Annotated in this window: 18 protein-coding genes; 9 read left to right on the top strand and 9 right to left on the bottom strand. The window is 44.1% G+C overall.

Translation table 11 applies throughout. The features are described from left to right. Nucleotides 1-41: 41 nt before the first annotated feature. Both EYB58_RS06560 and EYB58_RS06545 read right to left on the bottom strand, forming a co-directional pair. A complete protein-coding gene (locus EYB58_RS06560; protein WP_428840413.1) occupies nucleotides 42-338 on the bottom strand; it encodes a hypothetical protein in 297 nt (98 codons plus the stop codon). Between the two features lie 1125 nt (nucleotides 339-1463). Then, on the bottom strand, nucleotides 1464-2960 hold the full coding sequence (locus EYB58_RS06545; protein ID WP_111960777.1) for a reverse transcriptase domain-containing protein: 1497 nt from the start codon (nucleotides 2958-2960) through the stop codon (nucleotides 1464-1466). 798 nt (nucleotides 2961-3758) lie between these two features. Between EYB58_RS06545 and EYB58_RS06540 the strand changes: the two genes are divergently transcribed. Continuing rightward, complete coding sequence (locus tag EYB58_RS06540; RefSeq protein WP_111960835.1) at nucleotides 3759-5375, top strand: integrase catalytic domain-containing protein; 1617 nt, start codon at nucleotides 3759-3761, stop codon at nucleotides 5373-5375. Between the two features lie 1218 nt (nucleotides 5376-6593). Here the strand turns inward: EYB58_RS06540 and EYB58_RS06530 are convergent. Together EYB58_RS06530 and EYB58_RS06525 are read right to left on the bottom strand one after the other, a co-directional pair. Next, a complete protein-coding gene (locus EYB58_RS06530; protein WP_111960028.1) occupies nucleotides 6594-7472 on the bottom strand; it encodes a nucleotidyl transferase AbiEii/AbiGii toxin family protein in 879 nt (292 codons plus the stop codon). Further along, nucleotides 7465-8082: a type IV toxin-antitoxin system AbiEi family antitoxin domain-containing protein gene (locus EYB58_RS06525; protein ID WP_111960027.1), complete on the bottom strand. Its 618-nt coding sequence runs from the start codon at nucleotides 8080-8082 to the stop codon at nucleotides 7465-7467. The genes EYB58_RS06530 and EYB58_RS06525 overlap by 8 nt, the downstream gene beginning before the upstream one ends. 345 nt (nucleotides 8083-8427) lie before the next feature. Between EYB58_RS06525 and carA the strand changes: the two genes are divergently transcribed. The 8 genes from carA (at nucleotide 8428) to EYB58_RS06485 (ending at nucleotide 20388) form a co-directional block, all read left to right on the top strand. After that, nucleotides 8428-9570, top strand: a complete 1143-nt coding sequence (carA, locus tag EYB58_RS06520; RefSeq protein WP_111960025.1) for a glutamine-hydrolyzing carbamoyl-phosphate synthase small subunit — start codon at nucleotides 8428-8430, stop codon at nucleotides 9568-9570. After that, nucleotides 9557-12781 carry a carbamoyl-phosphate synthase large subunit gene (gene carB, locus EYB58_RS06515; RefSeq protein ID WP_111960024.1) on the top strand — a complete coding sequence of 1075 codons (3225 nt, stop codon included), beginning with the start codon at nucleotides 9557-9559 and terminating at the stop codon, nucleotides 12779-12781. Before carA ends, carB begins: the two co-directional genes overlap by 14 nt. Before the next feature lie 51 nt (nucleotides 12782-12832). Next, nucleotides 12833-14287 carry an amidophosphoribosyltransferase gene (gene purF / locus EYB58_RS06510; RefSeq protein WP_111960022.1) on the top strand — a complete coding sequence of 485 codons (1455 nt, stop codon included), beginning with the start codon at nucleotides 12833-12835 and terminating at the stop codon, nucleotides 14285-14287. Nucleotide 14288: 1 nt separating this feature from the next. Continuing rightward, nucleotides 14289-15284 carry a radical SAM protein gene (locus tag EYB58_RS06505; RefSeq protein ID WP_111960020.1) on the top strand — a complete coding sequence of 332 codons (996 nt, stop codon included), beginning with the start codon at nucleotides 14289-14291 and terminating at the stop codon, nucleotides 15282-15284. A gap of 258 nt (nucleotides 15285-15542) precedes the next feature. Then, on the top strand, nucleotides 15543-16388 hold the full coding sequence (locus EYB58_RS06500; protein ID WP_111960018.1) for a universal stress protein: 846 nt from the start codon (nucleotides 15543-15545) through the stop codon (nucleotides 16386-16388). Continuing rightward, complete coding sequence (locus EYB58_RS06495; protein WP_111960017.1) at nucleotides 16385-19081, top strand: cation-translocating P-type ATPase; 2697 nt, start codon at nucleotides 16385-16387, stop codon at nucleotides 19079-19081. Before EYB58_RS06500 ends, EYB58_RS06495 begins: the two co-directional genes overlap by 4 nt. 159 nt (nucleotides 19082-19240) lie before the next feature. Continuing rightward, entirely contained in the window at nucleotides 19241-19858 is a 618-nt protein-coding gene (gene rdgC / locus EYB58_RS06490; protein ID WP_111960015.1) for a recombination-associated protein RdgC, read from the top strand. Next, nucleotides 19855-20388, top strand: coding sequence for a hypothetical protein (locus EYB58_RS06485; protein ID WP_306464122.1), 534 nt, complete (start codon nucleotides 19855-19857; stop codon nucleotides 20386-20388). Before rdgC ends, EYB58_RS06485 begins: the two co-directional genes overlap by 4 nt. Before the next feature lie 220 nt (nucleotides 20389-20608). On the opposite strand, the gene EYB58_RS06480 is transcribed toward EYB58_RS06485, so the two are convergent. From EYB58_RS06480 to EYB58_RS06460, 5 genes are all read right to left on the bottom strand, one after another. Beyond that, the gene (locus tag EYB58_RS06480) at nucleotides 20609-21226 is read right to left on the bottom strand and encodes a Fic family protein (protein ID WP_207309137.1); all 618 of its coding nucleotides are present in this window, start codon (nucleotides 21224-21226) and stop codon (nucleotides 20609-20611) included. A 319-nt stretch (nucleotides 21227-21545) separates the two neighbouring features. Continuing rightward, a complete protein-coding gene (locus tag EYB58_RS06475; protein ID WP_111960011.1) occupies nucleotides 21546-22940 on the bottom strand; it encodes a hypothetical protein in 1395 nt (464 codons plus the stop codon). A gap of 18 nt (nucleotides 22941-22958) precedes the next feature. Then, a complete protein-coding gene (locus tag EYB58_RS06470; RefSeq protein WP_111960009.1) occupies nucleotides 22959-23366 on the bottom strand; it encodes a hypothetical protein in 408 nt (135 codons plus the stop codon). A gap of 111 nt (nucleotides 23367-23477) precedes the next feature. Beyond that, a complete protein-coding gene (locus EYB58_RS06465) occupies nucleotides 23478-24605 on the bottom strand; it encodes an MBL fold metallo-hydrolase (RefSeq protein WP_163354602.1) in 1128 nt (375 codons plus the stop codon). A 23-nt stretch (nucleotides 24606-24628) separates the two neighbouring features. Further along, nucleotides 24629-24850, bottom strand: coding sequence for a 4Fe-4S dicluster domain-containing protein (locus tag EYB58_RS06460; RefSeq protein ID WP_111960030.1), 222 nt, complete (start codon nucleotides 24848-24850; stop codon nucleotides 24629-24631). Nucleotides 24851-24855: the final 5 nt, after the last annotated feature.

Below are 24855 nucleotides of genomic sequence, written 5' to 3'. Positions count from 1 at the left end.
AAATTCGTCAATTTAAATAATAAAATCAGTTTGTTGTGTTTTTATTCACTATCATTTTTAATCACCGAAAGTTGAGTTAGTGATGTCTCAAGGTACATTAGGGGTGCAAAACGAAAATTTCCTTTGGAAATATTCACTTTGCGGATTTTGCCTGCAAAGTGGTAAATATCTTCAAATAGATACCCATGAATGGATGAAAGCCCGGCAAAGGTTCCGACTTCCACTTTGCGAATATCGCCTGAGTCAAACAACTGCTTAGCTTTTGTTTTACTGATTTTTTCTTCGGCTTTAGACAGTTCGATCTGATCGGTTATTTTTAGTTTGTTTTCCAGTATCATGAGTCCTCCTTAATACCCGCAAAGCCTCTATCGCCACACCAGACAAGCCTTGCCCCCAAACAGGCGAGTTTCGATCTGCATCATCAGCACATTGCGGAACCAGCCATTTCAAGCGCCTTTTGTGCATAGGCCAGATGTTTCTCTGCTGTTTTCAGTTTGGAAATCAGCACCAGATTATGTCCCCACGGCAATTGTCCAACAGCCTGTTGGACAATTTGCTCATTCGGCCGATTTTTTCAGCCCTTTTTATATTCGAGACGCCTTGCCGCACGCGGCGACTACGTGTTCCAAAGGTCTTGCATCCCCAGTGCTCCTCATCAAACCGTGCATACGGTTTTCCAGTACACGGCTTTCCGATGTTCTTCATCGTAAGACTTGCGCTCTTTTTTCCCTGCTTGGCCTTACAATAGAGCTTCCTCAGTAGCGTCCTGATTTTTTTTAATTGGAGTTAATAGCATAATGCAATCTCCTGATCTTCAGCTCGTTGGTTGCTTGAACAAAGCAGGGTCCCTTTCCTCAGCCGGGGTTATGTTGTCCCTTGGCCTCAAACGGTACTATGAACCCCTCCGACTCCCAATATGGCCCGATGGAATTTCGGATATCCTTATTCCATCAGTTGCCGGCACTGCGCCTTAACCATATTGGGTCTCCCGCACTGCACTGCAATTCTTCCGATACATGCCATCCCTGCTACCCCGGAAGGTTACTTGGGACGCTTCCGTTTTCAAATCCCAGGTACAACGGCCTTCTTTTACTGTCCAAAAGGTCGGCATCTTCATTTCGTTAATGAGGCTACATATAGGTTCACTTGCGTTACGGCCTGTATCTTTGCCCATGGGAAACTTACAACCCCTGGTTATCCAGACGCTGCTTCCCGGTGCTAAGGAGGCGTACCGATAATTCCCCCCTGCAGGACTTAAACCTGCGAGAACTACAGTTGTTACGGCATACGGACAGACCACGTTTTTTAGAAACGTGGTCTGTCCCCTATTTTATGAGCATAACTCCCTCATGGCTGATAATGGGCCCCCACCGTCGGAGGTCATGAGGGGGTTGTGCTGCAAAGTTAGAACAAATTACAGCAAAGGCGACAACTTGCTTGACACGCGCCGCTATCTATAAATATTAATAATCATAACCGAGAGAACGAGGATTCATTATTTTTTCTATACCTTTTTCGATTAAGCCTTTTTTAAGGGCTTGGTGTATCAGTAAAAAGCTTGGGATTTCTAAAAGATATTTTCCATAAATCTTTTCTTCTCCACACCTTTTCAACAATTCTCCACGGCTTTGATTGAAAGGAAATATGTGGTATCGATTAAAACTCCATGTCGCTAACAATTTGGCTCTTAGTTGTAAAGACCGGTAAATTACTGAAAGAAGCCAACCATCGAGTTCCTTTAATTGGTCAGTATCATCAACCAATGGATAAAAACTCATTATTCCTTTGAAGAAAATTCTATTTATTCTTCCCGATAGATAATCATTGATATGTTTTTTGCTTAAGCCACCATACAGGTAACGTCTAATCTGCATCATAGCGGTCAAAAAATTCTCATCTTTATCATTGGCGGGTATTTTTTGTCCCGCAAGAGAGGGTTTTTTAAGTGGTTGAATCAAGTTTCGATACAATATATAGGAAATTTGTTTTTTAATCTTATCAACAGATTTATTTTTAATAGAGACCCTATCAACAGATAATGTGTAGCCAAGGAAGTTTAAAGATTTTTTTGATGAGATCTCAGAATGCAAATTGGGTTTTGACAGTAAATTAATTCCATCTGATTTTGTTATGTTAATTCTAATGCCAGCCTCTTTGGAAAATTCATTTATTAATAGAAATGAATTGCATATTTTTGAATATTCTGGAGACCAGGCTATAGTATCATCAGCATATCTTGAAAATTTCACCCCTTCTTTTTCTAATTTCTGATCAAAACTCCAACAGGTTAAATTGGCTAAAAATAAACTGATAGAAGTGCCCTGTGGTATGCCAACTTTTCTATCTTTAAGAAAGGCTCGAATAATAAATCTTTCTTCTGGGCTAATGAAAAATCCATTTTTCCCAAATTGGTCAAATAAATAGTTATGTGAAATCGAGCCAAAAAAATCTGAAAAATCGAATTCTGCGATGAAGATACGTTCACTATTTTTAAGATCTACAGAGATGTCTTGGATCGCAAAATGAACATTCCGATCATTTCTATATGCATATGAAAAAGAACTGAAGCGATGTTTGTTTTTTGATAATAATCGATTAAAAAACAACTTAGAAACAGCGGCGTCTGGAATCTGATAAATGGTTACGTTCCGTTTTCCACCGTCATGCTTTGGCACTTCCTTTATAAACGGCTTATTCGGATTGTATGTTCGTAATTTTATATTTTTTGCTATTGATTTAGCGATATTTTTATGTTTGCGCCTAACGTAAAAGGGATTGAATTTTTTGTCTATGTTCCAATAATTTGGTTTTTTAATAGATTTAGGAGGGGCAGAGTCTCCCAACCTTTTTTTATTTCGCAAAAACTCTGCATGTGTATTATTGTGATATTCATGGTATCTGCAAATTAATTTTTCTGCTTCCTTCTTTATTGCAATAGCAAGTCTGTTTTCTAAACTCATATATCCTCCACAAACAAAAAAGCCCGAGTTCTCACTCAGGCTCTTCCACGGTGTCACCCAGGGAAAAGTAAGTTTTCTGGTTGAAGGAGTTTTGAGACTCCAACTCCGTCATCACTTCGCATGATGACTCGGCCAATCACTTATGATCGGCAGAAGGTAAGACCGTTCTTCCCATTAGGAAGTAATCTAAATGATAGTTTATCGTGGCTCAATTTTCAACGCCTTTTTTTGTCGCACTATAATCGCGGTGCTGACCGGCACTGGACAAGGTGCTGGACGAAGTCAGCACCACGATTCACGGCGGCGGAGCCGCCGTGAACATTAACATCTGCGGCTTGTCCGCAGCATGTTTCTTGTTTGAATTGAGTATGGTGTCCCCCGATCCCTAAAAACGGGTGCGTCCCGATTCTTATGGTTATGTTTTCTTAAAAGCCCCATTTCGGGGTCAAAATAAGGCTGCTAAGAGCTATTTTTGAAGAGTTTAAAATAAATTCTTTACTATTTACAATGGGTTGCAAAAATTTGCTTGGTCCGACCCCATTGGACATTGGAACTGCAGATTGAATCAACTTGAACAACCTCCTCACTTGTTGGTTTGTTACCATCCAAATCACTCCTTCAGTAAAATTTGGTGGCTTTTACCATTTTTTTTGATTCTTTAAATTTCGGGAATTTTAATTGTCGTTCGGCGCGCATTGAATCGCACAAAATGTAACCGCACTGTATCTATTGCCTCACGAATAATGTTACCCAAAACAGATTATAAAAATATGTGGAGGGTAGATTGTGAGGTCACTAATGAGTTTTCAAGCAAAAAGAGAATTGTTGGCAAATGTTGCTCCCCGATATAGGGAAGAAAATAAGAAGCACAAATCAGTTATTTTGAACGAATTCATTTTAGCAACTGGATACTCGCGTAAATATGCAATCCGGTTACTGTCTTTAAAAGAGTTACCGGTTGTGAGAAGAATTAAAAAGCCACGGCCAAGAATTTATAACAGTGACGTTCAAGAAGCATTGAAAATTGCCTGGGCGGCTTCAAACTATATCGCCTCAAAAAGGCTTGCCCCGTTTTTGAAGGATCTGGTGCCGACTTTGGAACGTTACGGACACCTTGAACTTAACGACGAAACCCGTTCTCAACTTATTTCAATAAGCCCCGCAACGATTGACCGAATTTTAAAACCAATAAGAAACAATGGCCTGAATATGAGTACAACCAAACCCGGAAAACTTCTTAAACATCAGATTCCGATAAGAACATTTACTGATTGGGAGGAAGATGAGCCTGGTTTTTTTGAGGCTGACCTGGTAGCACATTGTGGCTGGAGCATGGAAGGAGAATTTCTTTATACATTGGTTTTGACAGATATCGCCACAGGTTGGGTCGAGTGTATTGCTCTACCATACCGCAGTGGTTCTGCTGTTATTCATGCTTTGGATAAAGCCCAGGAATTGATACCTTTTCCAATATTAGGGATTGATACTGATAACGGAACTGAGTTCATCAATACTGAATTGATCCGTTATTGCGAAAAAGAAAAGATAACTTTTACCAGGGGAAGAGCATATAAGAAAAACGATCAGTGTTATGTTGAGCAGAAAAACGGAATAGTTGTAAGGCAGATAGTCGGGTACGATCGTTTTGAAGGTCACCATGCTTATATGCAACTCTCTGAGTTATATCGGGCAGTACGCCTTTATGTGAATTTCTTCCAACCTTCAATGAAGCTGAAAAAAAAATGGCGAGATAACAGCAAAATAAAGAAAACATATGATGCTGCACAAACCCCATTTCAAAGGTTGAAACAAGCCGTCCAGATCCAAAAGGAAACAAATGAAAAGCTGGAATTGGTAAACTATTCTTTGGATCCGGTTCTTCTGTTAAAGCAAATTCAGTTTTTACAGGATGCGCTGTGGAAACATGTAACTTTGGCGAAACAACCTTCCTCCGGTAAAAATGAAGATAGGCAGCCTCTATACGGTTTTAAATTACCATTAACTACGGAAGAGCCTACTGAAAAAAACAATGACAATTTGATTTTAGAACCTGGCATTATAAAAAGGAGGCAGTATAGGAAAACGGAAAAACCGCGTGCCAAGCACTGGTGGCGAACCAGGAAGGATCCTTTTGAAGATGCTTGGGATGAGGTCTGTTCATGGTTGGAGAATGATCCTGAAAAGACCGCCAAATCAATGCTTTCAAAACTTCAGGAAAAATATCCAGGACAATACACAAAGGGGCAGCTGAGGACTTTACAGCGGCGGGTCAAAGCCTGGAGGGAAAAAGCCATTATTACATATGATGATAATCTTTTAAAACGTAATCCTTTGGCTGAAGATACCAGAATCGGGGACCTCAAAGCTATAACAGTGGATACCCAAAAAATGGAAAAGGGAAAGCTTACTGTATAATAACGGTACGTTTGGAACTATATAAACAATGTCAGTGCTATGGTGCTAAAATAATGAAAAAAAAAGATGATGATATTCATCCTGTACCATCAGAAAGCATCATCGTAACACATGACAGGGCCGGCTTAGTGGAAAATCCCCTTTAATATCAAAGGGATGATAAACTGTCATTTTTTATGCAAAAATCACCTATTTTTTTTGTAAAGCGTATTACAGTTATCTAAAGCGCTGAATTGGCGACACTCTTGAAGCATTTATATTAAAAAGGAGAGGATATGCGTGGCGGATATAGAGGAAAACTAAAACCGAAGTTGCCGGCACATCTAAAGCGAGTTCGCGTGAACGCTCGAATTCAGCAGTAGATGCTTGATGAGCTCAAAAGAAGAGGTGAGGTTGGGATAGTTTTGGAATCTATATTGATTGAAGCCGGTTTTAAGTATCAACCAGAAAAATGAAGAAAGACTGATACCCTTGGCAGCCCTACGGAATATTTGTTTCGCACTATGGTGCGACCCCTTCAGGGGGACCCTACCGGGGGTTTCAGATTTAGAATCTGAAAGCAACTGGACTCCGCTGCGCTCCGGATTAGGCCCAGGTCAAAACAGAAAGGCTTGGTTTAATATGCTTTTTACCTTCAAATACCAGCCCCTTTTTTAAGGGAGCACTACACGAGTCAATGTTTTTTTCGGTTTCCAAAAATCTTTTTCCCTTGGCCGCTTACAAATGCCATGGTTTAACCAAAATCATACTTCACCGAAAAAAGCCCTGGAAGGAAAAAAAGATTTTCGGACCCTCCGAAAAAAACATTGACTCGCTCCGCTTATCCCTTTTTAGGGGCGTGGGATTTGAAGGAAAAAAGCTGCTGAAACACGAGATAGCGGGATAGAAATCAAAATAGCAAGGGTAATCTGGCAAGAAAGAAGGTCGTTATCATCAAATTTGACAAAGGATTATAGAAAAATGTAACTTAAAAAAAGTCAAAATCGGTCTTGACATTGGGTCCACTTCATATCAACCTGAAAATACAAAAAGGCAACGTAATAAAAAAGTTTGATTTTAATACAGAAGTCAGTATGTTAAAAATTGAATAATAACCCAGAAATAATACCCTCTTGTCGGTAACATTATTCGTGAGGCAACAAATCAGGTATGGTATGATTTATTCATGAGGCAATACGGGCGGGAATTATAATTGACGTTCATCAAGTAGGCTTTTAATTATTGACTTGTCAGGACATCAATTTCCTGAATTAAATAATCATTAAAAAATGCATCAGACCAAAGATTCAACTCATCCTTTTGCCTTGAGTTTTTTAAAAATGGTTCAACATCTCTTTTTGCCAAGGTAAAATCAATCTGCTTAATCTTTTCAGATAACAATTCAACAACTTTTTTTTTATCCAAGACCTCTGACAAATCAAAATGGCCGGTTTGTACCATTTTATTTTTAAGATAATATAACTCACATGGGATATTATTCTTCACAAACCAGATTAAATCATACCAGTCTCGGCCTTTGATGTTGGTCCTTACAGTACGGCATAATAAAGCATGCATTTTGCCTGCAAACAAACTCGGCAATGTCATGGTTTTAATGGTGAATGGAATTGGGCGGAGATGATATTTGATGTCACTTGTAAATCCGATGGCTGGTTCTTGATCAATTTCTAATTTTATTTTCATTACAGCATTTTTGTGGGTTTTTAAATTTGAATTAATTTTTAATAAATGGATCAATGTATTTGCTTTTATGAAAGCTGAATCAATATTGCTTTCATTTTTCTTGCTCTTTTCTTCGGTGGAAACCTCAAAACCCCATAATTCCAATTCTGATTTTACTGCACCGAAGTGTTTTTTAATATCCAAAGTATTTTCAGGCTGAATTAGTGAAAAATCCAGATTTTCAGAAAAACGCTCCAGCTTATGCAGAATTCGTAATGCGCTTCCACCGTAAAAAACAGCCTTTTCATAAAATTTTGACCGCCATAAACCAAGCAAAACGATTTCTTGTATGATCTCTTTGAGAGCATTCTCATGGTCATGAACTGTAAGTAATTCATACCTGTCTAACATTTGTTCGATTTTTTCATCAAACATAATCTTCCTTTAAGCAATTGAGCAGCAGGTTCATACTTTGCCTTTTATATCCAGCCTTGATTTCTTCTAATAATGATGAATCAAGTTTCTTGATATCACCATACTCCAATCTCATTAATTGGAGAAATTCCTTCATTTCCTTTTCTGATGAAATCTGGGTCTGGGTTGCAATAATATCACTCAGTGCCTTCTCAGGCGAGGCTATTAGAATTCTTTTTTGATCACCAGTATGTTCAAGCTTAATCCCAATGTTGAAAACCTTTTTATGGCAATATAAATACGAAAATCTGCCAACCGGTGTTTCAAACAGCTTCTTTCTTTTAGTTGTCATGCTGATAATGAGTTCAACACGTTCCGGTATCATGTTCCAGAATGCCAAAGCGCTTTGACCAGTGATATAGGACGGCCCATAGATCTGATTGGCCAGGATATACTTATTGTACGGCTTATTATACTCTTTGCCCAACACATAGAGACCTTTTTTGACCCTTAAGATATCTTTATTCTTGATCAGGCCTCTGATTTTATCTCTTGGTTTTTTGTAATACTTTAAGGCATGAAGTAACAAATTGTAATCAAATTCTGCTGGAAGCTGAATTAAACCCTTCATAATATCTAACCCAATATGTCTAATTAATTGGACTTACTGGATGTATTTTTATGCGCTGAGTTGAAGTTTGTCAAGAAAATATTAACAAGTTGATTACCGGTTGTCCGTATATCTTCATATATAACCGCATATCATTCACTGAATTAATGATATTTAAAAATTGTTGAAATTGACTCTAAAATATAAAATTCCGTATCAAGACTAAAGATGGAAGTAAAGAAATTTCGAAAGATTAAATCGGCCCGGGTCTTGATAATTAAAGCTTTTTCATGATATTTAAACAGGTTCTAAATAAACTGTGGAACGCTTTTTACCATAATATTTAAGGGACAGGTATTAATCCATATGAAAGCATTGTTAGCCCTGGAAGATGGAAGAACATTTTCCTGCAGAAGTTTTACAGGGCCGGGGGAGGCCCAGGGAGAGGTGGTGTTCAATACCAGCATGACCGGTTACCAGGAAATCCTAACCGACCCGTCCTATTACGGGCAGATGGTCACTATGACCTATCCGCTCATAGGCAACTACGGCGTGTGTCCGGAAGATGTTGAATCAGACCGTATTCATGTGGCAGCCTTCATTGTCAAAGAATACCAGGAGTTTCCAAGCAATTTCAGATCAAAGGGAACCCTTGCCGACTATCTGATAAAATCCCATGTCCTGGGCATTGAGGATCTTGATACAAGGGCCCTGACCCGGCATATCCGAAAATCCGGTGCCATGAGGGCCATGATATCCACCACGGACCTGGATCCAGAATCCCTTGTGGCCCGGGCCAGTCAGATTCCTTCCATGGAAGGATCAGACCTGGTGGGCCATGTCACAACCAAAAAACCCTATTTCTGGAAATACAACCAACCGGATTATGTGGATGCCAAAAGTCTTGAAGCCCCCTTTATATGGCGTCACAAAGGTAAAAAACATTCTGTGGTAGCCCTGGATTTCGGCATAAAATACAATATTATCCGCTGCCTTGAAGACGCAGGGTGCGAGGTGCTGGTCGTTCCGGCAAAAACCAATGCCCAAGCCATAAAACGCCTGAACCCGGACGGTATTTTCCTGTCCAACGGCCCCGGTGACCCCGAGCCCTTGACGTATATAGTGGAAACCATACGTGAACTTCTCGAACACTTCCCAATGTTTGGTATATGTCTTGGCATGCAGCTTTTAGGACTTGCCATGGGCGGTAAAACCATGAAGATTAAATTCGGCCACAGGGGGGGCAATCAGCCGGTGAAGAATATGGATACCGGAAAGGTGGAGATCACCTCCCAGAACCATGGGTTTGCCGTGGATCTGAATACCCTTGACAAAAACAAGTGCCACCTGACCCACATCAATCTGAACGAAGACTCCCTGGAAGGGCTTAAGAACGATAGCATCCGGGCGTTTGCAGTCCAGTACCACCCCGAAGCCTCCCCGGGTCCCCATGATGCGGCCTATCTTTTTAACCAGTTTGCAAAAGTGATGGAAAATGCCAAAGCGTAACGACATCCATAAGATTCTGATCATTGGGGCCGGCCCGATCATCATCAGCCAGGCCTGCGAGTTTGACTATTCCGGCACCCAGGCCTGCAAGGCCCTGAAGGAAGAAGGGTTTGAAGTTGTTCTGATCAACTCCAATCCGGCCACCATCATGACCGATCCTGAAACCGCCGACCGGGTCTATATTGAACCGGTGACGGCTGAAACCCTGTGCAAAATCATTGAAAAGGAGCGGCCCGATGCCGTGCTGCCCACCCTTGGCGGCCAGACAGCCCTGAACACCACCATTGATGCAGCCAAAACAGGGATATTTGAACGCTATAATATTGAACTGATCGGTGCATCCATTGACGCCATAAATAAGGCCGAAGACCGGGAACTGTTCCGGGATGCCATGAATAAAATCGGGTTAAGAATTCCCAAATCCGGGTTTGCCACCAATATGCAGGAGGTGGAAGAAACGGCCCAGCGCATCGGATTTCCCATTATTGTCCGGCCAAGCTTTACTTTAGGGGGAACCGGTGGTGGTGTGGCGTATAATATGGAAGAGCTTGCAAATCTTTCCAAGGCCGGTCTTGACGCCTCCCTGATCACCCAGGTGATGCTTGAGGAATCTGTTCTGGGATGGAAGGAATATGAGCTTGAGGTGATGCGGGATCATGCGGACAACGTGGTGATCATCTGCTCCATTGAGAACATTGACGCCATGGGGGTTCATACGGGTGATTCCATTACCGTGGCCCCGGCCCAGACCCTGTCGGACAAAGAATACCAGGCACTGCGGGACGCCTCCATTGCCATTATCAGAGAGATTGGCGTAGACACAGGCGGTTCCAATGTTCAATTCGCCGTAAACCCGGACAACGGGGATATTATCGTGGTTGAGATGAACCCCCGGGTGTCCAGGTCGTCCGCCCTTGCCTCCAAGGCCACGGGCTTTCCCATTGCTAAAATTGCAGCCAAACTTGCGGTGGGATATACCCTGGATGAGATTCCCAATGATATCACCGGCGAAACCATGGCCTGCTTTGAGCCATCCATTGATTATTGCGTGGTAAAAATTCCGCGCTGGACCTTTGAAAAATTTCCCGAAACCGAGGATGTACTCACCACGGCCATGAAATCCGTGGGTGAAACCATGGCCATCGGCAGAACATTTAAGGAAGCACTTCAAAAAGGATTGCGCTCCCTTGAAATCGGCCGGGCCGGTTTCGGTGCCGACGGAAAAGATCCTGCACCCGGATCTGTGGCCGGTACGGATCTGGAATACAAATTATCCACCCCCAATTCCCAGCGTATTTTTTACATTAAATATGCCATTGAACACGGCATGCCCATCACCATGATCCATGAGCTGACTGACATTGATCCCTGGTTTCTGTATCAGATGAAACAGATTGTGGACCTTGAAAAGCAGTTAAAACTGGCCGGTATGAACCTGCCAAAGGATCTTTTTGAAAAGGCAAAAAAATACGGATTTTCCGACATGCAGTTGGCCTATTTGTCCGGGGGACTGACAGACAAGCAGATCGAACGGAAACGAAAAGACTTAGGGATTATTCCGGTATATAAACTGGTGGATACCTGTGCCGCGGAATTCAGGGCGGTTACCCCTTACTATTATTCCACCTATGAAAGCGAATGCGAAGCCCGGGTGTCGGACAGAAAAAAGGTGATCATCCTGGGCGGCGGTCCCAACCGCATCGGCCAGGGCATTGAATTTGATTACTGCTGTGTTCACGCCTCCTTTGCTTTAAGGGAAGAGGGCGTTGAATCCATCATGGTCAACTCCAACCCGGAAACGGTCTCCACTGACTATGATACATCCGACAAGCTCTATTTTGAACCGCTCACCAGAGAAGACGTACTTCACATCGTTGAAAAGGAGAAACCCTTTGGTGTGATTGTCCAGTTCGGCGGCCAGACGCCTTTAAACCTTGCCACGGATCTTCAAAAAGCAGGGGTTCCCATCATCGGTACAAGTCCGGAAAGTATTGACCGGGCCGAGGACCGGGATCTGTTTGCGGCCATGCTTAAAAAACTGAACCTGCGCCAGCCGGATAACGGCATTGCATATTCCTATGCAGAAGCCGTGGCCGTTGCAAGGGATATCGGATACCCGGTCATGGTTCGTCCCTCCTTTGTTCTGGGCGGCCGGGCCATGAAAATCGTCTATGATGAAAAAGACCTGGAAGAATATTTCAACCTGGCGGTCCAGGCCTCACCGGACAAGCCCGTACTCATTGACAAGTTCCTGGAAGAAGCCTTTGAGCTGGATGTGGACGCCATTTCCGACGGAGAGGATACCGTCATCGGCGGCATGATGGAACATATTGAAGAGGCCGGCATTCATTCCGGCGATTCCGCCTGTGTACTGCCTCCCTATTCCATTGAAGCACACCATATTAAAGAGATGTCGGATGCGGCAAAAGCCATTGCCAAAGAACTGAATGTCAAGGGATTGATGAACATCCAGTTCGGGATTATGAATGACACCGTGTACATCATCGAAGTCAATCCCAGGGCATCCCGAACCATCCCCTTTGTCTCCAAGGCAATCGGCGTGCCTTTGGCAAAGCTTGCCACCAAGGTTATGCTGGGAAAAACCCTAAAGGAACTTGGGGTGACAAAAGAAATCATCCCGCCCTATTATTGTGTCAAAGAAGCGGTGATGCCCTTTGACCGCTTTGAAAACGTGGATCCTGTTCTTGGGCCGGAGATGAAATCCACAGGCGAAGTTATGGGGATTGACAAGGATCTTGGCGCAGCTGTGGCCAAAGCCCAGTTTGCTGCCGGACAGAAACTGCCCAAGGAAGGCACGGTATTTATTTCTGTCCAGGACAAGGATAAAAAGGCGGCACTGCCTGTGGCCCAACTTTTCCATGACATGGGATTCACCATCATGGCCACCCGGGGAACCGTCACATTCCTGGAAGAAAACAAAATTCCATCCACATTTGTGAAAAAAGTCTCTGCAGGCCGACCCCATGTGGTGGATGCCGTGAAAAACAGTGAAATCCAGCTTATTTTAAATACAGGCGCGTCCAGCCAGACCCAAAGAGACGGATATGAAATTCGCCGGGCCGCCATTAAATATAAAATACCCTATGCCACCACCACGGACGGGGCCCGGGCCATCAGCCTGGCCATCCAGGCCATGAAAAAAGAGAATCTGACGGTTAAGCCGCTCCAGCATTATCACCAGGAAAACTGAACAATGTTTAACGGATTTTTGTTCATACAATAAATATTGGAATAACCAGAAATGAATACCATCCACCCAAGTTGTACTACCTGCGACGCTTTCACGCCAAGCGAACGCCCCAAAGATGAATGTGGGGTTTTTGGCCTTTATAAACACCCGGAAGCGGCCAAAATTACCTATTTCGGGCTTTATGCACTTCAGCACAGGGGCCAGGAAAGCGCGGGCATCTCCGTGAACCGGGGGATCAACGACAAGATTTTCTCCCATAAAGGCATGGGGCTTGTACCGGAAATTTTCAACATTGAAGACCTTGACCGTATTGAAGGCGGGTCAGCCATCGGTCATGTCCGTTACTCCACCACGGGTGATTCTGTTCTGGCCAATGCCCAGCCCTTTGTGGTCAACCACCGGCATCGCTCCTATGCCCTGGCCCACAACGGCAATCTAGTCAACGCTCATATCATCAGAGAAGAGCTTGAGGAACAAGGCTCCATCTTCCAGACCACCATGGATTCGGAAGTATTTTTGCATCTGTTCATTAAAAATCTGATAAAGGGAGATTATGAATCAGCTATATTAAAGGCAACGTCAAGGGTCGAAGGCGCCTATTCCATGATTCTGCTCACCTGTAAGGGCGAAATAATTGGTATGAAAGACCCCAACGGATTCCGCCCCCTGGCCCTTGGAAAATTGAACGGGCACTATGTATTGGCGTCTGAAACCTGTGCCTTTGACCTGGTACAGGCCGAATTCATCCGGGAACTGGATCCCGGTGAAATCGTTATTATTGATGAAGACGGTATCAGGAGTATCAAACATCCTAAAGCGGCTATCAAAAAATCTTTGTGCATATTTGAATATATCTACTTTGCCCGGCCGGACTCCACCATTGACGGCAAAAACGTCTATGAAATGAGAAAAGCACATGGAAAGCGCCTGGCCCAGGAATCCCACGTGGATGCAGATATAGTCATGCCGTTTCCTGACTCCGGCAACTATGCGGCCATCGGTTATGCCGCCGAATCCGGCATCCCGTTTGAAATGGGAATGATACGCAACCACTATGTGGGTAGAAGTTTTATTCAACCCACCCAGTCCATGCGGGATTTTGCCGTGCGGGTGAAACTGAATCCGGTGCGGGAAGTTATAAAAGGCAAAGATATTATCATCATTGAAGATTCAATTATCCGGGGCACCACGGCCAAAACCCGTGTTAAAGCCCTGAAAGAGTTGGGCGCCGGAAAAATACACATGCGGGTCTCCTGTCCGCCCCATAAGTTCCCCTGTTACTACGGCATTGATTTTTCATCCAAGGGAGAATTAATTGCGGCCCAGATGCCTTTAGATGAATTAACTGAATACCTTGGGCTGGATTCTTTGCATTACCTGTCCATTGAAGGTATGCTTGAAGCCTCCGGGGTTGATGAGCCCGAAGCCAATTTCTGCAAGGCCTGTTTTGACGGTACCTATCCTGTGCCCTTTGATCCTAATTTTACCAAACAGTGTATGGGATAAAATGAAAAAACAAACAGTTGCATTTTCAAGGCAGAGCACCAATCTTTTTTTTCACATACTGACAGGGTGTAATTTACACTGTGCCCACTGCTATATCAACCGGGAACAACACGGAAGTAACACCCTTTCCCTGGACACGATCAGGGAGTGGCTTGGCATCTTTTCTTCAAAGGCAAAGGATACCAACCTTATTCTTTTAGGGGGTGAACCCACCCTTCATCCGGATCTTGCTTCAGTCGTATCTATTGCTGGAGACATGGGCTTCAAATCCATCACCATCGATACCAACGGTTTTTTGTTTCACGATATCCTGGACAATATCACACCGAATCAAATTGACTTTTTTTCATTTTCCCTGGACGGTGTCACCCGGGAAACCAATGATGCGATCAGAGGAGAGGGATGTTTTGATGCAGTCATGTCCGGTATCAGTAGTGCTGTAGAAAAAGGATTCTCCTGCTCAATGATCTATACGGTCTCTGAAAAAAATATTCATGAGGTTACAAAGCTTCCTGAATTAATAAAGAATCTTGGTATTTCACGATTTTTTATCCAGGTGGTGGGTCTGCGGGGCGAATCGAAAAACACCGATGCAAAGCACCAGGTGTCAAAATCAATCTGGCAGGATACCATTCCCAAAACTGCAGAACAGATTGCAGAACAGGGAATTATTGTTACCTATCCCAAGGTGTTCCTCACCCATGAAGAAACGTTTGAATGTGCGGCCAATGTGGCGAACAACTATTTTATTTTCCCCAATGGACGGGTGTATCAATGTCCTTTATGCGAGGATTTTCCATTTCATTCCTATGAAATAATAAACAATGCGCTTATACCCCGTCCAAAAATAAATGAAACCAATTTTTTCTCTTTGCAGATTCCCGAAGGGTGTGTAATGAACAAATTAATACAGCCGGGAAATCTATCCTACGATGATAACGGATTCCCCCGCTATAAAATAGCCTGTTGTATGCTCAAGGAAGAACTGCAGCCTTAAAATAAAGGCCATGGAACTTTTAAAAGTTACCACATGGCCCTAAAACGTCAAGCGGTGGTTCACTAAGGACTTATTCGTTTAAGGAAGGTGAAAGAAAATATAATTCTTCTTTTTAAACTGTAAGGGCCCACCCCCCTCCACAATACTTCTGCTGATGTACTGAGCAGTGCCTTTTATTTTGTTGATTTTTCAACGAAGGGAGATGTATCATGGCTGGGGTATCTGCCGAAATGACGAATTCATTCAGGTGTAAACTCCATGAAATTGACTATTTATCTGGCTTATGACGGTTCCATAAATGCCGATTGGGTTGCTCGCTATGCCTTAAATATGGCGGCTAACGGCCAGGATTTCCAGATCATCTTGATCCATATTCTGGATTACATCTATTCTCCCGATAAAATTGCTAAGAAAATCGAGGCAATTGAAGCCGAATCTGTGGTCCGGGGGATAAGGATGACCAGCCGTATTTTGCCCCTGCAGAAAAACGTCTTTTATTCCCTGCTCCAGGCGATTCCGGCCGGGGGGGAGAGTCTGTGTGTGTGCGGGGCCAGGATTTTCTCACGGAACAAGGGATTCCTGGCCGGCACTATCTCTGAAAAGCTACTGCGCCGTAAACAGTTCAATGTCATGGCTATCCGGGTAGTCAAGCCCGGCATCCTTGGAACTCCCAGTGAATTGCTTTTCCCCCTTTCCGGACATCCCAGGGGGTTTCAAGCCGCTATGTCTTTTTTTATGCTCCTGGCACCGGAAGTGGAACGACTCCATCTTTTACGGATCATGCTGGTTAGCTCCCTGTGGTTTCAGTATATGCCGGTAACCATTGTCCAGAGCCTAAAGACAAAGGGGTATTCCTATGTGAACGGGGTACTGAAGGAGATTCGTCAGCAGTTGGGAGAGAACAATATTTATTTGGATGCCAAGGTGGTTCTCTCTGATGACTGGGCCAAGGAGATTCTTATTCACGCCAGCAACACTCGTGCTCAGATGATCTTAATGGGTGCATCTGACCGAAATCTGCCGTCTCGTTATTTCTACGGCAACAAAATTGAACAGATCCTCAGGCGTTCTCCTTGTGATGTGGGGATTTATCGTAAGATATGAGTAGTCAGGGCAAACAAATCCAACATTTGGCGCCGGATCGGGTCTATACTCTTCTGGAAACGAATCCCGAGGGCTTGCATGGCGAAGAGGTGGAGGAGCGGTTGCTCAATGTGGGCAGAAATTCATTCGATATCCCTGACCGCTGGAAAATGCTGCGCAATTTTGGTAAGCAGTTCACCAATTTTTTTACCATACTCCTCATAGTTTCGGCAATTATCTGTGTTGTCGCCCATCGTCTCAATCCAGGGGAGAGTATGAATTTCCTGGGCTGGGCTCTATTTGTTGTGGCTCTGCTCAACGCTTTTTTCAGTTTTATCCAGGAATATCGGGCTGAACGGGCCATGGAGGCCTTGAAGAAATTCCTGCCTCAGATGGTTGAGGTCCAGCGTCAGGGTCAGGTCATCAAGGTTCCTGCTGAAGAGATCGTACCCGGTGATCTCCTCATCCTGGCCGAGGGTGACAAAATCACGGCAGATGCCAGGGTTGTTGAGGCTGAAGGGTTGCTGGTCGATAACGCACCTCTCACCGGTGAGGCCAATCCCTGTGTACTTGTTCATGGGGCCAGTTCGAGTCGCCTGGTTGAAAGTAACAACATTGCCTTTGCCGGCTGTACGGTTATCCGGGGCAGCGGTAAGGCCGTGGTCTTTGCTACCGGTCTTCGTACCGAGTTCGGTAAACTGGCTCATCTCTCGCAGGAGATTAAGCGGGCGTCTTCGCCTCTGGAGCAGGAGACTGCCCATATGGTGCGGGTCCTTACCGTCATAGCCGTGAGTATGGGGTTTGCTTTTTTTATGTATGGGATGGTGACAGGTAGGCCGCTGTGGGTGAATCTGGTTTTTATGATGGGGATCATCGTGGCCAATGTTCCGGAAGGACTTTTGCCCACCTTTACCCTCTCTCTGGCCATGGGTAGTCTGCGCATGGCCAGAAAAAACGTCCTGGTTAAAAGTCTCAATGCGGTGGAAGCGCTTGGTGCGGTACATGTTATCTGTTCGGACAAGACAGGCACTCTTACTGAGAACAAACTCACCATCACCGAACTGCTGAGTCCCCTGCATGGCAGGCCTTTAGCCGACCAGGAGCAGCTGGATCTTTTGACCTTAGCCCTGGCTGCATCTGAGGTCAGGGGTATTGATCACCTGAGTGGTGATCCATTGGATGTGGCGGTGGCCGAACGGTTAACTATCCTGGGTGCTGATCTGGAGGCGCTCCGGGAACGGATTGAGCATTATTTCACCTTTGACGTGGAGAAGAGACGATCAGCTGGTATCATGACTGTTGCCGGGAAAAGGTTTTTTGTAGTTAAAGGGGCCTTTGAGGCCTTGTCTCCGATAGTTGTCTCTGTTCGCAGCGCAAAGGGCCAGGAGGCCGTGGATGCAAGGGCTTTGGGTCAGGCGGAAGAGGTGCTGCGGGGAATGGCCGGTCAGGGCTTGCGGGTTATTGCTTTGGCCTGCCGGGAACTGGAGGGAGGGGCGCAGGATTTTTCGTCTCTTCAGGATGCTCTGGAAAAAGAGCTGGTTCTTGTTGGTTTTATCGGCATCGAGGATCCTCTTCGCAAAGAGGTTCCGGCGGCTGTTCGTAAATGTCATACCGCCGGGATCGATGTCCTGCTTATCACCGGTGATCATCCGGATACGGCTCAGGCCATCGCCCGCAAGGCAGGGATACTTCCCCAGGAGGATGACCCGGTCATGTTGATGACCGGTGCCGATTTGGAGCATCTGACCGAAGCGGGGCTCATGGAGCGCCTCGGTCAGGGAACCAGAGTCTTTGCCAGGACGACTCCGGAACAGAAAATGAAAATTGTCGCAGCCCTCAAAACTATGGAAAAAGTGGTGGCCATGACCGGGGATGGGGTCAACGATGCCCCGGCCCTCAAGGCCGCTGATGTGGGCATTGCCATGGGGAGGCAGGGAACAGATGTGGCTAGGGAGTCGGCTCAGATCATTCTTCTTGATGATAATTTTGCTTCTATTGTTGCGGGCATTGAAGAAGGGCGGACCGTGTTCGGGAACATCAAGAAGTTCACCAACTATGTCCTGGTAAGTAACGGCCCGGAAATCCTTCCTTATCTTCTCTATATTCTTCTACCGGTACCCCTGGCTCTGAATGTGATTCAGATTCTCTCTATTGATCTCGGCACCGACATTATCCCCTCCATGGCCCTGGGCCAGGAGCCGCCGGATTCCGAGACCATGAACCAACCGCCCCGGCTTCGAGAGCAGGGCTTACTTACCCTCTCTCTGATTATGCACAGTTATCTTTTTCTTGGCCTCTTGGAAGGTCTCTGGTCTCTGGGACTTTTTTTCTATGTCCTGACGAGTGGAGGATGGCGGTTCGGAGAGGATCTGGCTACAACTGATCCCCTCTACCACTCGGCCATGGGCATCGCCCTGTCCACCATTCTCCTGATGCAGATCGGCAATCTCTTGGGGCGTCGTTTTGCCAGGCGCTCCGGACTTGATGGGGGAATTTTTAAAAACAGGCTGATGCTTTTGGGTATTATCATCCAGGTGGTCTTTTCCTGGGCCACCCTCTATTTTCCGCCTCTACAAAAAATCCTTAATACCGGGCCGGTTCCGTTGTCCATCTATTTTCTGGCCTGGTTCGGGATTATCCTCATCTTCGGCAGTGATTATCTCAGAAAACGATATTTGGAAAACAGAGAGAGAACATCTCTTGCCGAGCGTTAAAACCCCTGCTATTGAAAGAGGTCAGGTTGTCTTAGGCATTATTCGTAATAACATTTCATTTGATTACTCTGTCTTACCACTCAGATAATGGCTGGTTAGGAAAAACAGGAAGAATGATAAAGGTTATCACTAAAAATTTTTATAAAAAAAGGAGTATATATGGGATTGATCTCGTCCACCCATTCCATCAGCCGTTATCATATTGACGGTGAATTTCCTGACGGTACTGCAGAAGGTGTCCGACAGGGACTGATTGAAAACGCCATTCCTGAAATTGAAAATGAATACGATGAAATTTCAGCCGGATGGACCCCCCTTGAAACCCCTTATAAACCAGACTTTCAATCCGCTTCATTTCTATTCGGCACCTATTTTGCTTTTTCTCTGCGCATTGATAAAAAATCAATCCCGGCCAAACTGATCCAGAAACATATGGCCATTGAAACAGAGAAAAAAAAGAAAGAAAGCGGCAGACCCTTTATTTCAAAAAATGAAAAAGCTGAAATAAAGGAGATGATCATTGATATTCTAATGCATAAAACACCCTTTATTCCAAATATCTATGATGTGTTATGGGATTATGAAGAAAAAAGCTTAATCTTATTTTCCACCCAGAAGGCAGCCAATGAACTGTTTGAAACCCTGTTTTTTAAATCCTTTGATCATAAACCCATCAGGATATTTCCCTATACAATAGTGGAAAAACTAGGCAGTTTTTCAAGCGATAAAAAAGACAGGGTATTGGCGCTATCGCCCTTAAATATGAAAGGTGCATGATGTTAGATATAGCAACTGCTTATAATAAATATGGATTTTTGGGCAACGAATTTTTGACCTGGATCTGGTACCTCGTTGAAACGGACCAGGATATGACAGCCCTGTCAAATTCAAAAGATCCGGTAACCTTTGAGATTGGAAATTCCATAAGTCTTGAAAACAACCTAGGCGATAAATCAAAGGAAAAAATTACCATTAAAGGTGATCAAGCCGGTCTTGAAGAAGGGACCACAGCTCTTAAAAAAGGGGCATGTGTAACAGATATAAATCTGATCTGCAGGATAGGCGAAGAAGAGTATAAATTTTCCATCAAAGGAGAAAGCTTCAATATCACCGGTTTAAAAACACCAACCATTGACACATCCGCATCAGAAGATGAAATAGAGGGTCTGATTATTGAAAAAACCTTTTTAATCATGAAGGTTGTCAACGTTATTGACACCCTGTTTTTAAAATTCATCGAGAAAAGGATTTCAGATGACTGGAATACATCGGATTTAAAGGGTATCAGGGATTGGATTCAATCCTGACAATAAATTGTTTGAAAAGCCTGCTTTATGGCCATTATCATCAGACCTTTACTCCGAGCCGCTATATATAAAAATCACTTTGCTGGTTAGGAGAGACAGCCTGCAAGGATAAGGGTGCACAGGAATGTTTGACGCAATTGAAACGTTAAATTTATGACATGCCTACCTCGAGTTTGTGTTTTATCTTCTCCCAGCCCGGAATGACAAAATCGAGGAGCTGTCATGGGGTTACCCCCAATGCATGCCAGTAAGGTTTGAATCCCGATTCCGCAATATTTGCAATAAGCGTCAAGAATGGCTCATAATCATTTTTCGTATGGGCTGTATCCAGGGTCTCGTAATATTCCAACCGCTTTTCCACAGGCAGAACAACCGGTGGGAACCCGCTTTTCATAAGCTCCAAATTCATCAGAAGCCGTGATGCTCTGTCATTACCGTCCACAAAAGGATGAATTTTCACAAAATCAGCATAAACACGGGCCGCCCGTTCCACCTGATGGAGAGATGCCCCATCTGTTTGATACCAGTTGATAAAACGTTGCATGTAGCTTTCTACATCCAGGGCATCGGGCGGAACATAATCGGCACCTGAGATGATGACATTTGTTTTTCTATAAACACCCGCATTTTTGTCATCAATATTTTTCAAAATCAATTGGTGAATCGATTTAATCTGCCATTCAGACAGAAACTCATTTTTATTGACAAGATCCTCAACAAAAAAAATGGCTTCCCTGTGGTTGACCGCTTCAAAGTCTGCAGTGTGAAATTTAAGCTGATCCCCCCCACAATACTTCTTTTTATTGAATACTGATTCTAAATCGGATCGGGTAACCAATGATAGACATAGGGCTCGCTTCTTCTATTCAATAATTTTGCTCAAAAGTAGCTTAACCCTGTGTCCAATTTTCTGGGGGAGGATCACACTTATAAAAGTATAACAAAGCCGCATAAGGTAAATATTATGCGGCTTTGTTATTGTAAATACGGCATCCTTCATATGATCCCAAAAGTACTTTACACTTTTTGAATGGAGGTTCCCGAAAAATTGGAGTCGGCATCTGGAAAGTGTAAAGCGGGAAATGAAGGATGCCGTAAATATCTGTTCGTGCCGGACCCTCCCGGCTAACACAGGAAGAAATATTACAACATCTCTCTTATTTCCATTTATCTATTGAATAAGCGATGGGTCTTCCAAAGGCACCGCCCCATGACCATGCATCTCCTGTCCCGCCTGCAACAATGACAGTAATGGCTTTCGGGCTTGAAAATTTAGGAACATCAGCATCAGCCGGAAGCTTGGAAAGTCTCTCTGAAGAGGATCTTTTATCAAGCTGATAGTCAGCCGGATTATCCTGATCAGAAAAAGGGGTCTCCTGCTTTCCCCGTCCCAGAATCTGAATCCAGTAATTCTTTGCCCAGTCTGCCTGCTTCCATGTCACATGGGTGTACATGTACTCTTGGATATCCGCTATAGTCTTAAAGCCGTAATGCTCTTTCCAATACCGTGCGGTATCAGGTGTCAGCGTCAGCAGGGCGCCATTGACACTTGTCAGGGTTTTAAGGGCTGCCACAGCATGTTCCGGAGTACCTGTCATAACTTCATGAAGAGAGGTTCCCGACTTTACTTCTATATTCTGAAACGGCAGGAGTTGAACCTTACCGCTGAATGATAGAAGGATATTCTCATCTGGACCATAACCAAATTGTTCATTCAGACCTTCAAATGGAGTGTCCTCATTTTCAGCAAAGATCGTACCCCAATGAAGCGGGCCGGTTCTTTCAAGCACGTTGATACCGAAAACAGTACCGGCAAGGTTGATACCCATAAGCGTTCCAGCACGCTTCAGGGACATATTGGCAGGATTGCCAGGGGCCAGGTAGTTGAACCCTGAGTTCATTCCAATCTCTTTAGCTATAGGACCACTTACAATATACATATGGCCAAAAGAGGAATCACCGGGATACCCAACACAGGCTCCAGACTCTGCAATTGCAAGGACCACCGGCATATATTTCGGTTTACAACCTGCCATCACTGCATTCGTCGCAACCTTCTTGACTGTAGCATAAAATAACCCATGGCTCATAAAGCCGTCACGACCAAACTCCATGATTTCTTCAGGATCACGGCTCGTACCTTTCAGCATCTTAGCAACCCTGCTCTCCGTTGGAGGTACTACCGGAAGGCCGTCAGTCATCTCTGCAATCGGCCCTATGGTTGCATGTCCTTCAAGTTTACCTTCCAGCAATTCACTGATCTCATCATAGGTTCCGGTTGTGAGTATGCCTTCATTTTTCGAGGGTTTATGTATTCCTGATTTCTTTTCCTCATCTGTCAAGGACATGGTAAGTGCATCGATAAATTTCTGGGTGTACTCATCAGGGAACTTCTTTAGAGACGTGTCATGAGGCGTCAGAACCTGACGTATCATTGGAACACCTTCTTTCACAAATTCCTGGGTGGCAGTCGTAACAATGCCTTCATCATCAAAGGATTCCAGCACAACAGGCATGCCCTTTTTTTCCAATTGAGCCGCAACTCGGCCCATCTGCAAAGCAGCGCCGCCTCAGTAGTTGTGCCCCAGGATAACGGCATCACCTGAGAGCATTTTCGTCCAGTCCTCGGGTTCAAGGGTAGACCACTTACCTTTTACAGCATAATACTCGACATTACTGGCAGGAACAGCGGCCTGCAGGTCTATGGCAAGCGCCTCCATTACCTCCTCATTTCCCCCATGCAGATTCACAACCATTACCTTTTTGCCATCCAGGGTATTCAGTCGTGGATTCAACCCCTGATATTTCACTTCCGGTGCCCTGCTGCGGGGATCCAAAATAGAATATGTTGGTTCATTAAATACTGAATTATTCGCCATGCTTTGTTCTCCTGCTTTGGTATCAGCATTCAACGGAAGGCTCAATGAGATCAAGAGTACAGCCGAAAGGATTAGCGTATAGGGCTTTATTTTTTCCATTTTATTTGCTTTCTTTATTAAGAAAATTAATCGTAGAATGTTCTCTCTTTTTGCAATGAAAGAAATTTTGTTCTGTTGTTTCAGTGCCCCTGCGGGACCGGAAATATTGTTTTATGGTTTTACCTCCAACAGATCCTGACCAAATATTACTTCGCCATTGTAAAACCGTTTATATTGTTTCAATGTGGTCTCTATATCCACTTCAAAGGGAGGATAATGAGTAAGAACAATTTTCTTTACATTTGCCTTTGCCGCCATGATTGCAACATCTTCAAGCGATGCATGGCTTTTCCCTTGTACTTCCTTTGGCACATATGTTGCCGGATTAGCAGCTGCTGGCGGTCCTGATTGTTTACCTCCCGGCGGCGGTTTCATTTCACCCGGTCCCATATATCTCTTATTCACAACTCTTCCTGAATCAACGACTAAAATATCTGCATTTTTAGAAAGCGTTATCAGATTTTCACTATAAGAGGTATCACCGGATACAACAATGGAGTTCCCGTCTACATCAAATCTATAGGCTAAATTATATACTGCGTGAATAGTAGGAAGCGTTCTGATTTCAACACCATCCAATGTAAACGTGTTCGCTCCTTCCAGCTCCGTAATATTAACTTTTTCATACATACCATCGACTGTAGCGGTCTTTCCTAAACGATATTTGATATCTTCAGGGAAAACCGTTGCAAAAATATTATGTAGTGCGTTAACACCTTTTACTCCAAAGATGTCTGTATCTCTTCTCCCCAGAGTCCAGCTTTCAACCATAAACTTCGAATAACCGTCTGTATGATCTGTATGCATATGGGTGATAAGTATGTTTTTAATACGGTCTAAATGAATACCCGCTTCAACCAATCTAAAGGTGGTTCCTGCACCAATGTCCACAAGAAAATAGTTACCTTTATACTGTACTAACGTACTTGGTCCTGATCTTCCAACTATAGTGTCGGGACATCCCGTTCCTACCGTCATTACAGTAAAATCGCCTTTATGTTCATAACTTTTTGGCGAAATTCTGGAAGGATTTACGGGATAAGGATTCACCGACATCCCTTCTTGATTGGCAGGAGTAACTGCGCCACTCTGTTGGGATGTGTCTTCCACTTTCGATTTGCTGGATGCACAGCCAATGGGTACCCCTGTTGCAGCAATGGTCGCAAATCCCATGGCTCCGCCCGCGAAAGTCATAAAATTTCGTCGTGACATACCATAGGTCTTTTGAGTTGTTTTCATTATTTTTCCTTTTGGTAATGTTGTTAACCCCACCCGACCATAGGTCGTACATATTTTACAGGCGATATTGTTATTGCGTCTTCCGGACAAAATATCCTGCATAAATGACAGATCTGACAATCCTGTGGATAGACGATTTTAGACTGGCCGGAGGTTTCATCCAAACGTAAGACATCCATGGGGCAAGTCTCGATACAGGTGCCGCAGCCGATACATTTGTCTTTATCAATATTTTCTACTGGCATTTTAT

It is taken from the genome of Desulfobacter hydrogenophilus (assembly GCF_004319545.1).
Lineage (GTDB): Bacteria > Desulfobacterota > Desulfobacteria > Desulfobacterales > Desulfobacteraceae > Desulfobacter > Desulfobacter hydrogenophilus.
The sequence above is the reverse complement of the archived record's forward strand: the minus strand, read 5'-3'. Positions and strand labels throughout refer to the sequence as shown.

Bases quoted from the DNA above. Each gene is read 5' to 3' on its own strand.
- rdgC (WP_111960015.1), top strand. From the start codon at position 19,241: ATGGGATTGATCTCGTCCACCCATTCCATCAGCCGTTATCATATTGAC.
- purF (WP_111960022.1), top strand. From the start codon at position 12,833: ATGAATACCATCCACCCAAGTTGTACTACCTGCGACGCTTTCACGCCA.
- EYB58_RS06505 (WP_111960020.1), top strand. From the start codon at position 14,289: ATGAAAAAACAAACAGTTGCATTTTCAAGGCAGAGCACCAATCTTTTT.
- EYB58_RS06460 (WP_111960030.1), bottom strand. From the start codon at position 24,850: ATGCCAGTAGAAAATATTGATAAAGACAAATGTATCGGCTGCGGCACC.
- EYB58_RS06485 (WP_306464122.1), top strand. From the start codon at position 19,855: ATGATGTTAGATATAGCAACTGCTTATAATAAATATGGATTTTTGGGC.
- EYB58_RS06525 (WP_111960027.1), bottom strand. From the start codon at position 8,082: ATGAAGGGTTTAATTCAGCTTCCAGCAGAATTTGATTACAATTTGTTA.
- EYB58_RS06545 (WP_111960777.1), bottom strand. From the start codon at position 2,960: ATGAGTTTAGAAAACAGACTTGCTATTGCAATAAAGAAGGAAGCAGAA.
- carB (WP_111960024.1), top strand. From the start codon at position 9,557: ATGCCAAAGCGTAACGACATCCATAAGATTCTGATCATTGGGGCCGGC.
- EYB58_RS06495 (WP_111960017.1), top strand. From the start codon at position 16,385: ATGAGTAGTCAGGGCAAACAAATCCAACATTTGGCGCCGGATCGGGTC.
- EYB58_RS06465 (WP_163354602.1), bottom strand. From the start codon at position 24,605: ATGAAAACAACTCAAAAGACCTATGGTATGTCACGACGAAATTTTATG.
- EYB58_RS06540 (WP_111960835.1), top strand. From the start codon at position 3,759: ATGAGTTTTCAAGCAAAAAGAGAATTGTTGGCAAATGTTGCTCCCCGA.
- carA (WP_111960025.1), top strand. From the start codon at position 8,428: ATGAAAGCATTGTTAGCCCTGGAAGATGGAAGAACATTTTCCTGCAGA.
- EYB58_RS06475 (WP_111960011.1), bottom strand. From the start codon at position 22,940: ATGGGCCGAGTTGCGGCTCAATTGGAAAAAAAGGGCATGCCTGTTGTG.
- EYB58_RS06530 (WP_111960028.1), bottom strand. From the start codon at position 7,472: ATGTTTGATGAAAAAATCGAACAAATGTTAGACAGGTATGAATTACTT.
- EYB58_RS06500 (WP_111960018.1), top strand. From the start codon at position 15,543: ATGAAATTGACTATTTATCTGGCTTATGACGGTTCCATAAATGCCGAT.
- EYB58_RS06560 (WP_428840413.1), bottom strand. From the start codon at position 338: ATGATACTGGAAAACAAACTAAAAATAACCGATCAGATCGAACTGTCT.
- EYB58_RS06470 (WP_111960009.1), bottom strand. From the start codon at position 23,366: ATGGAAAAAATAAAGCCCTATACGCTAATCCTTTCGGCTGTACTCTTG.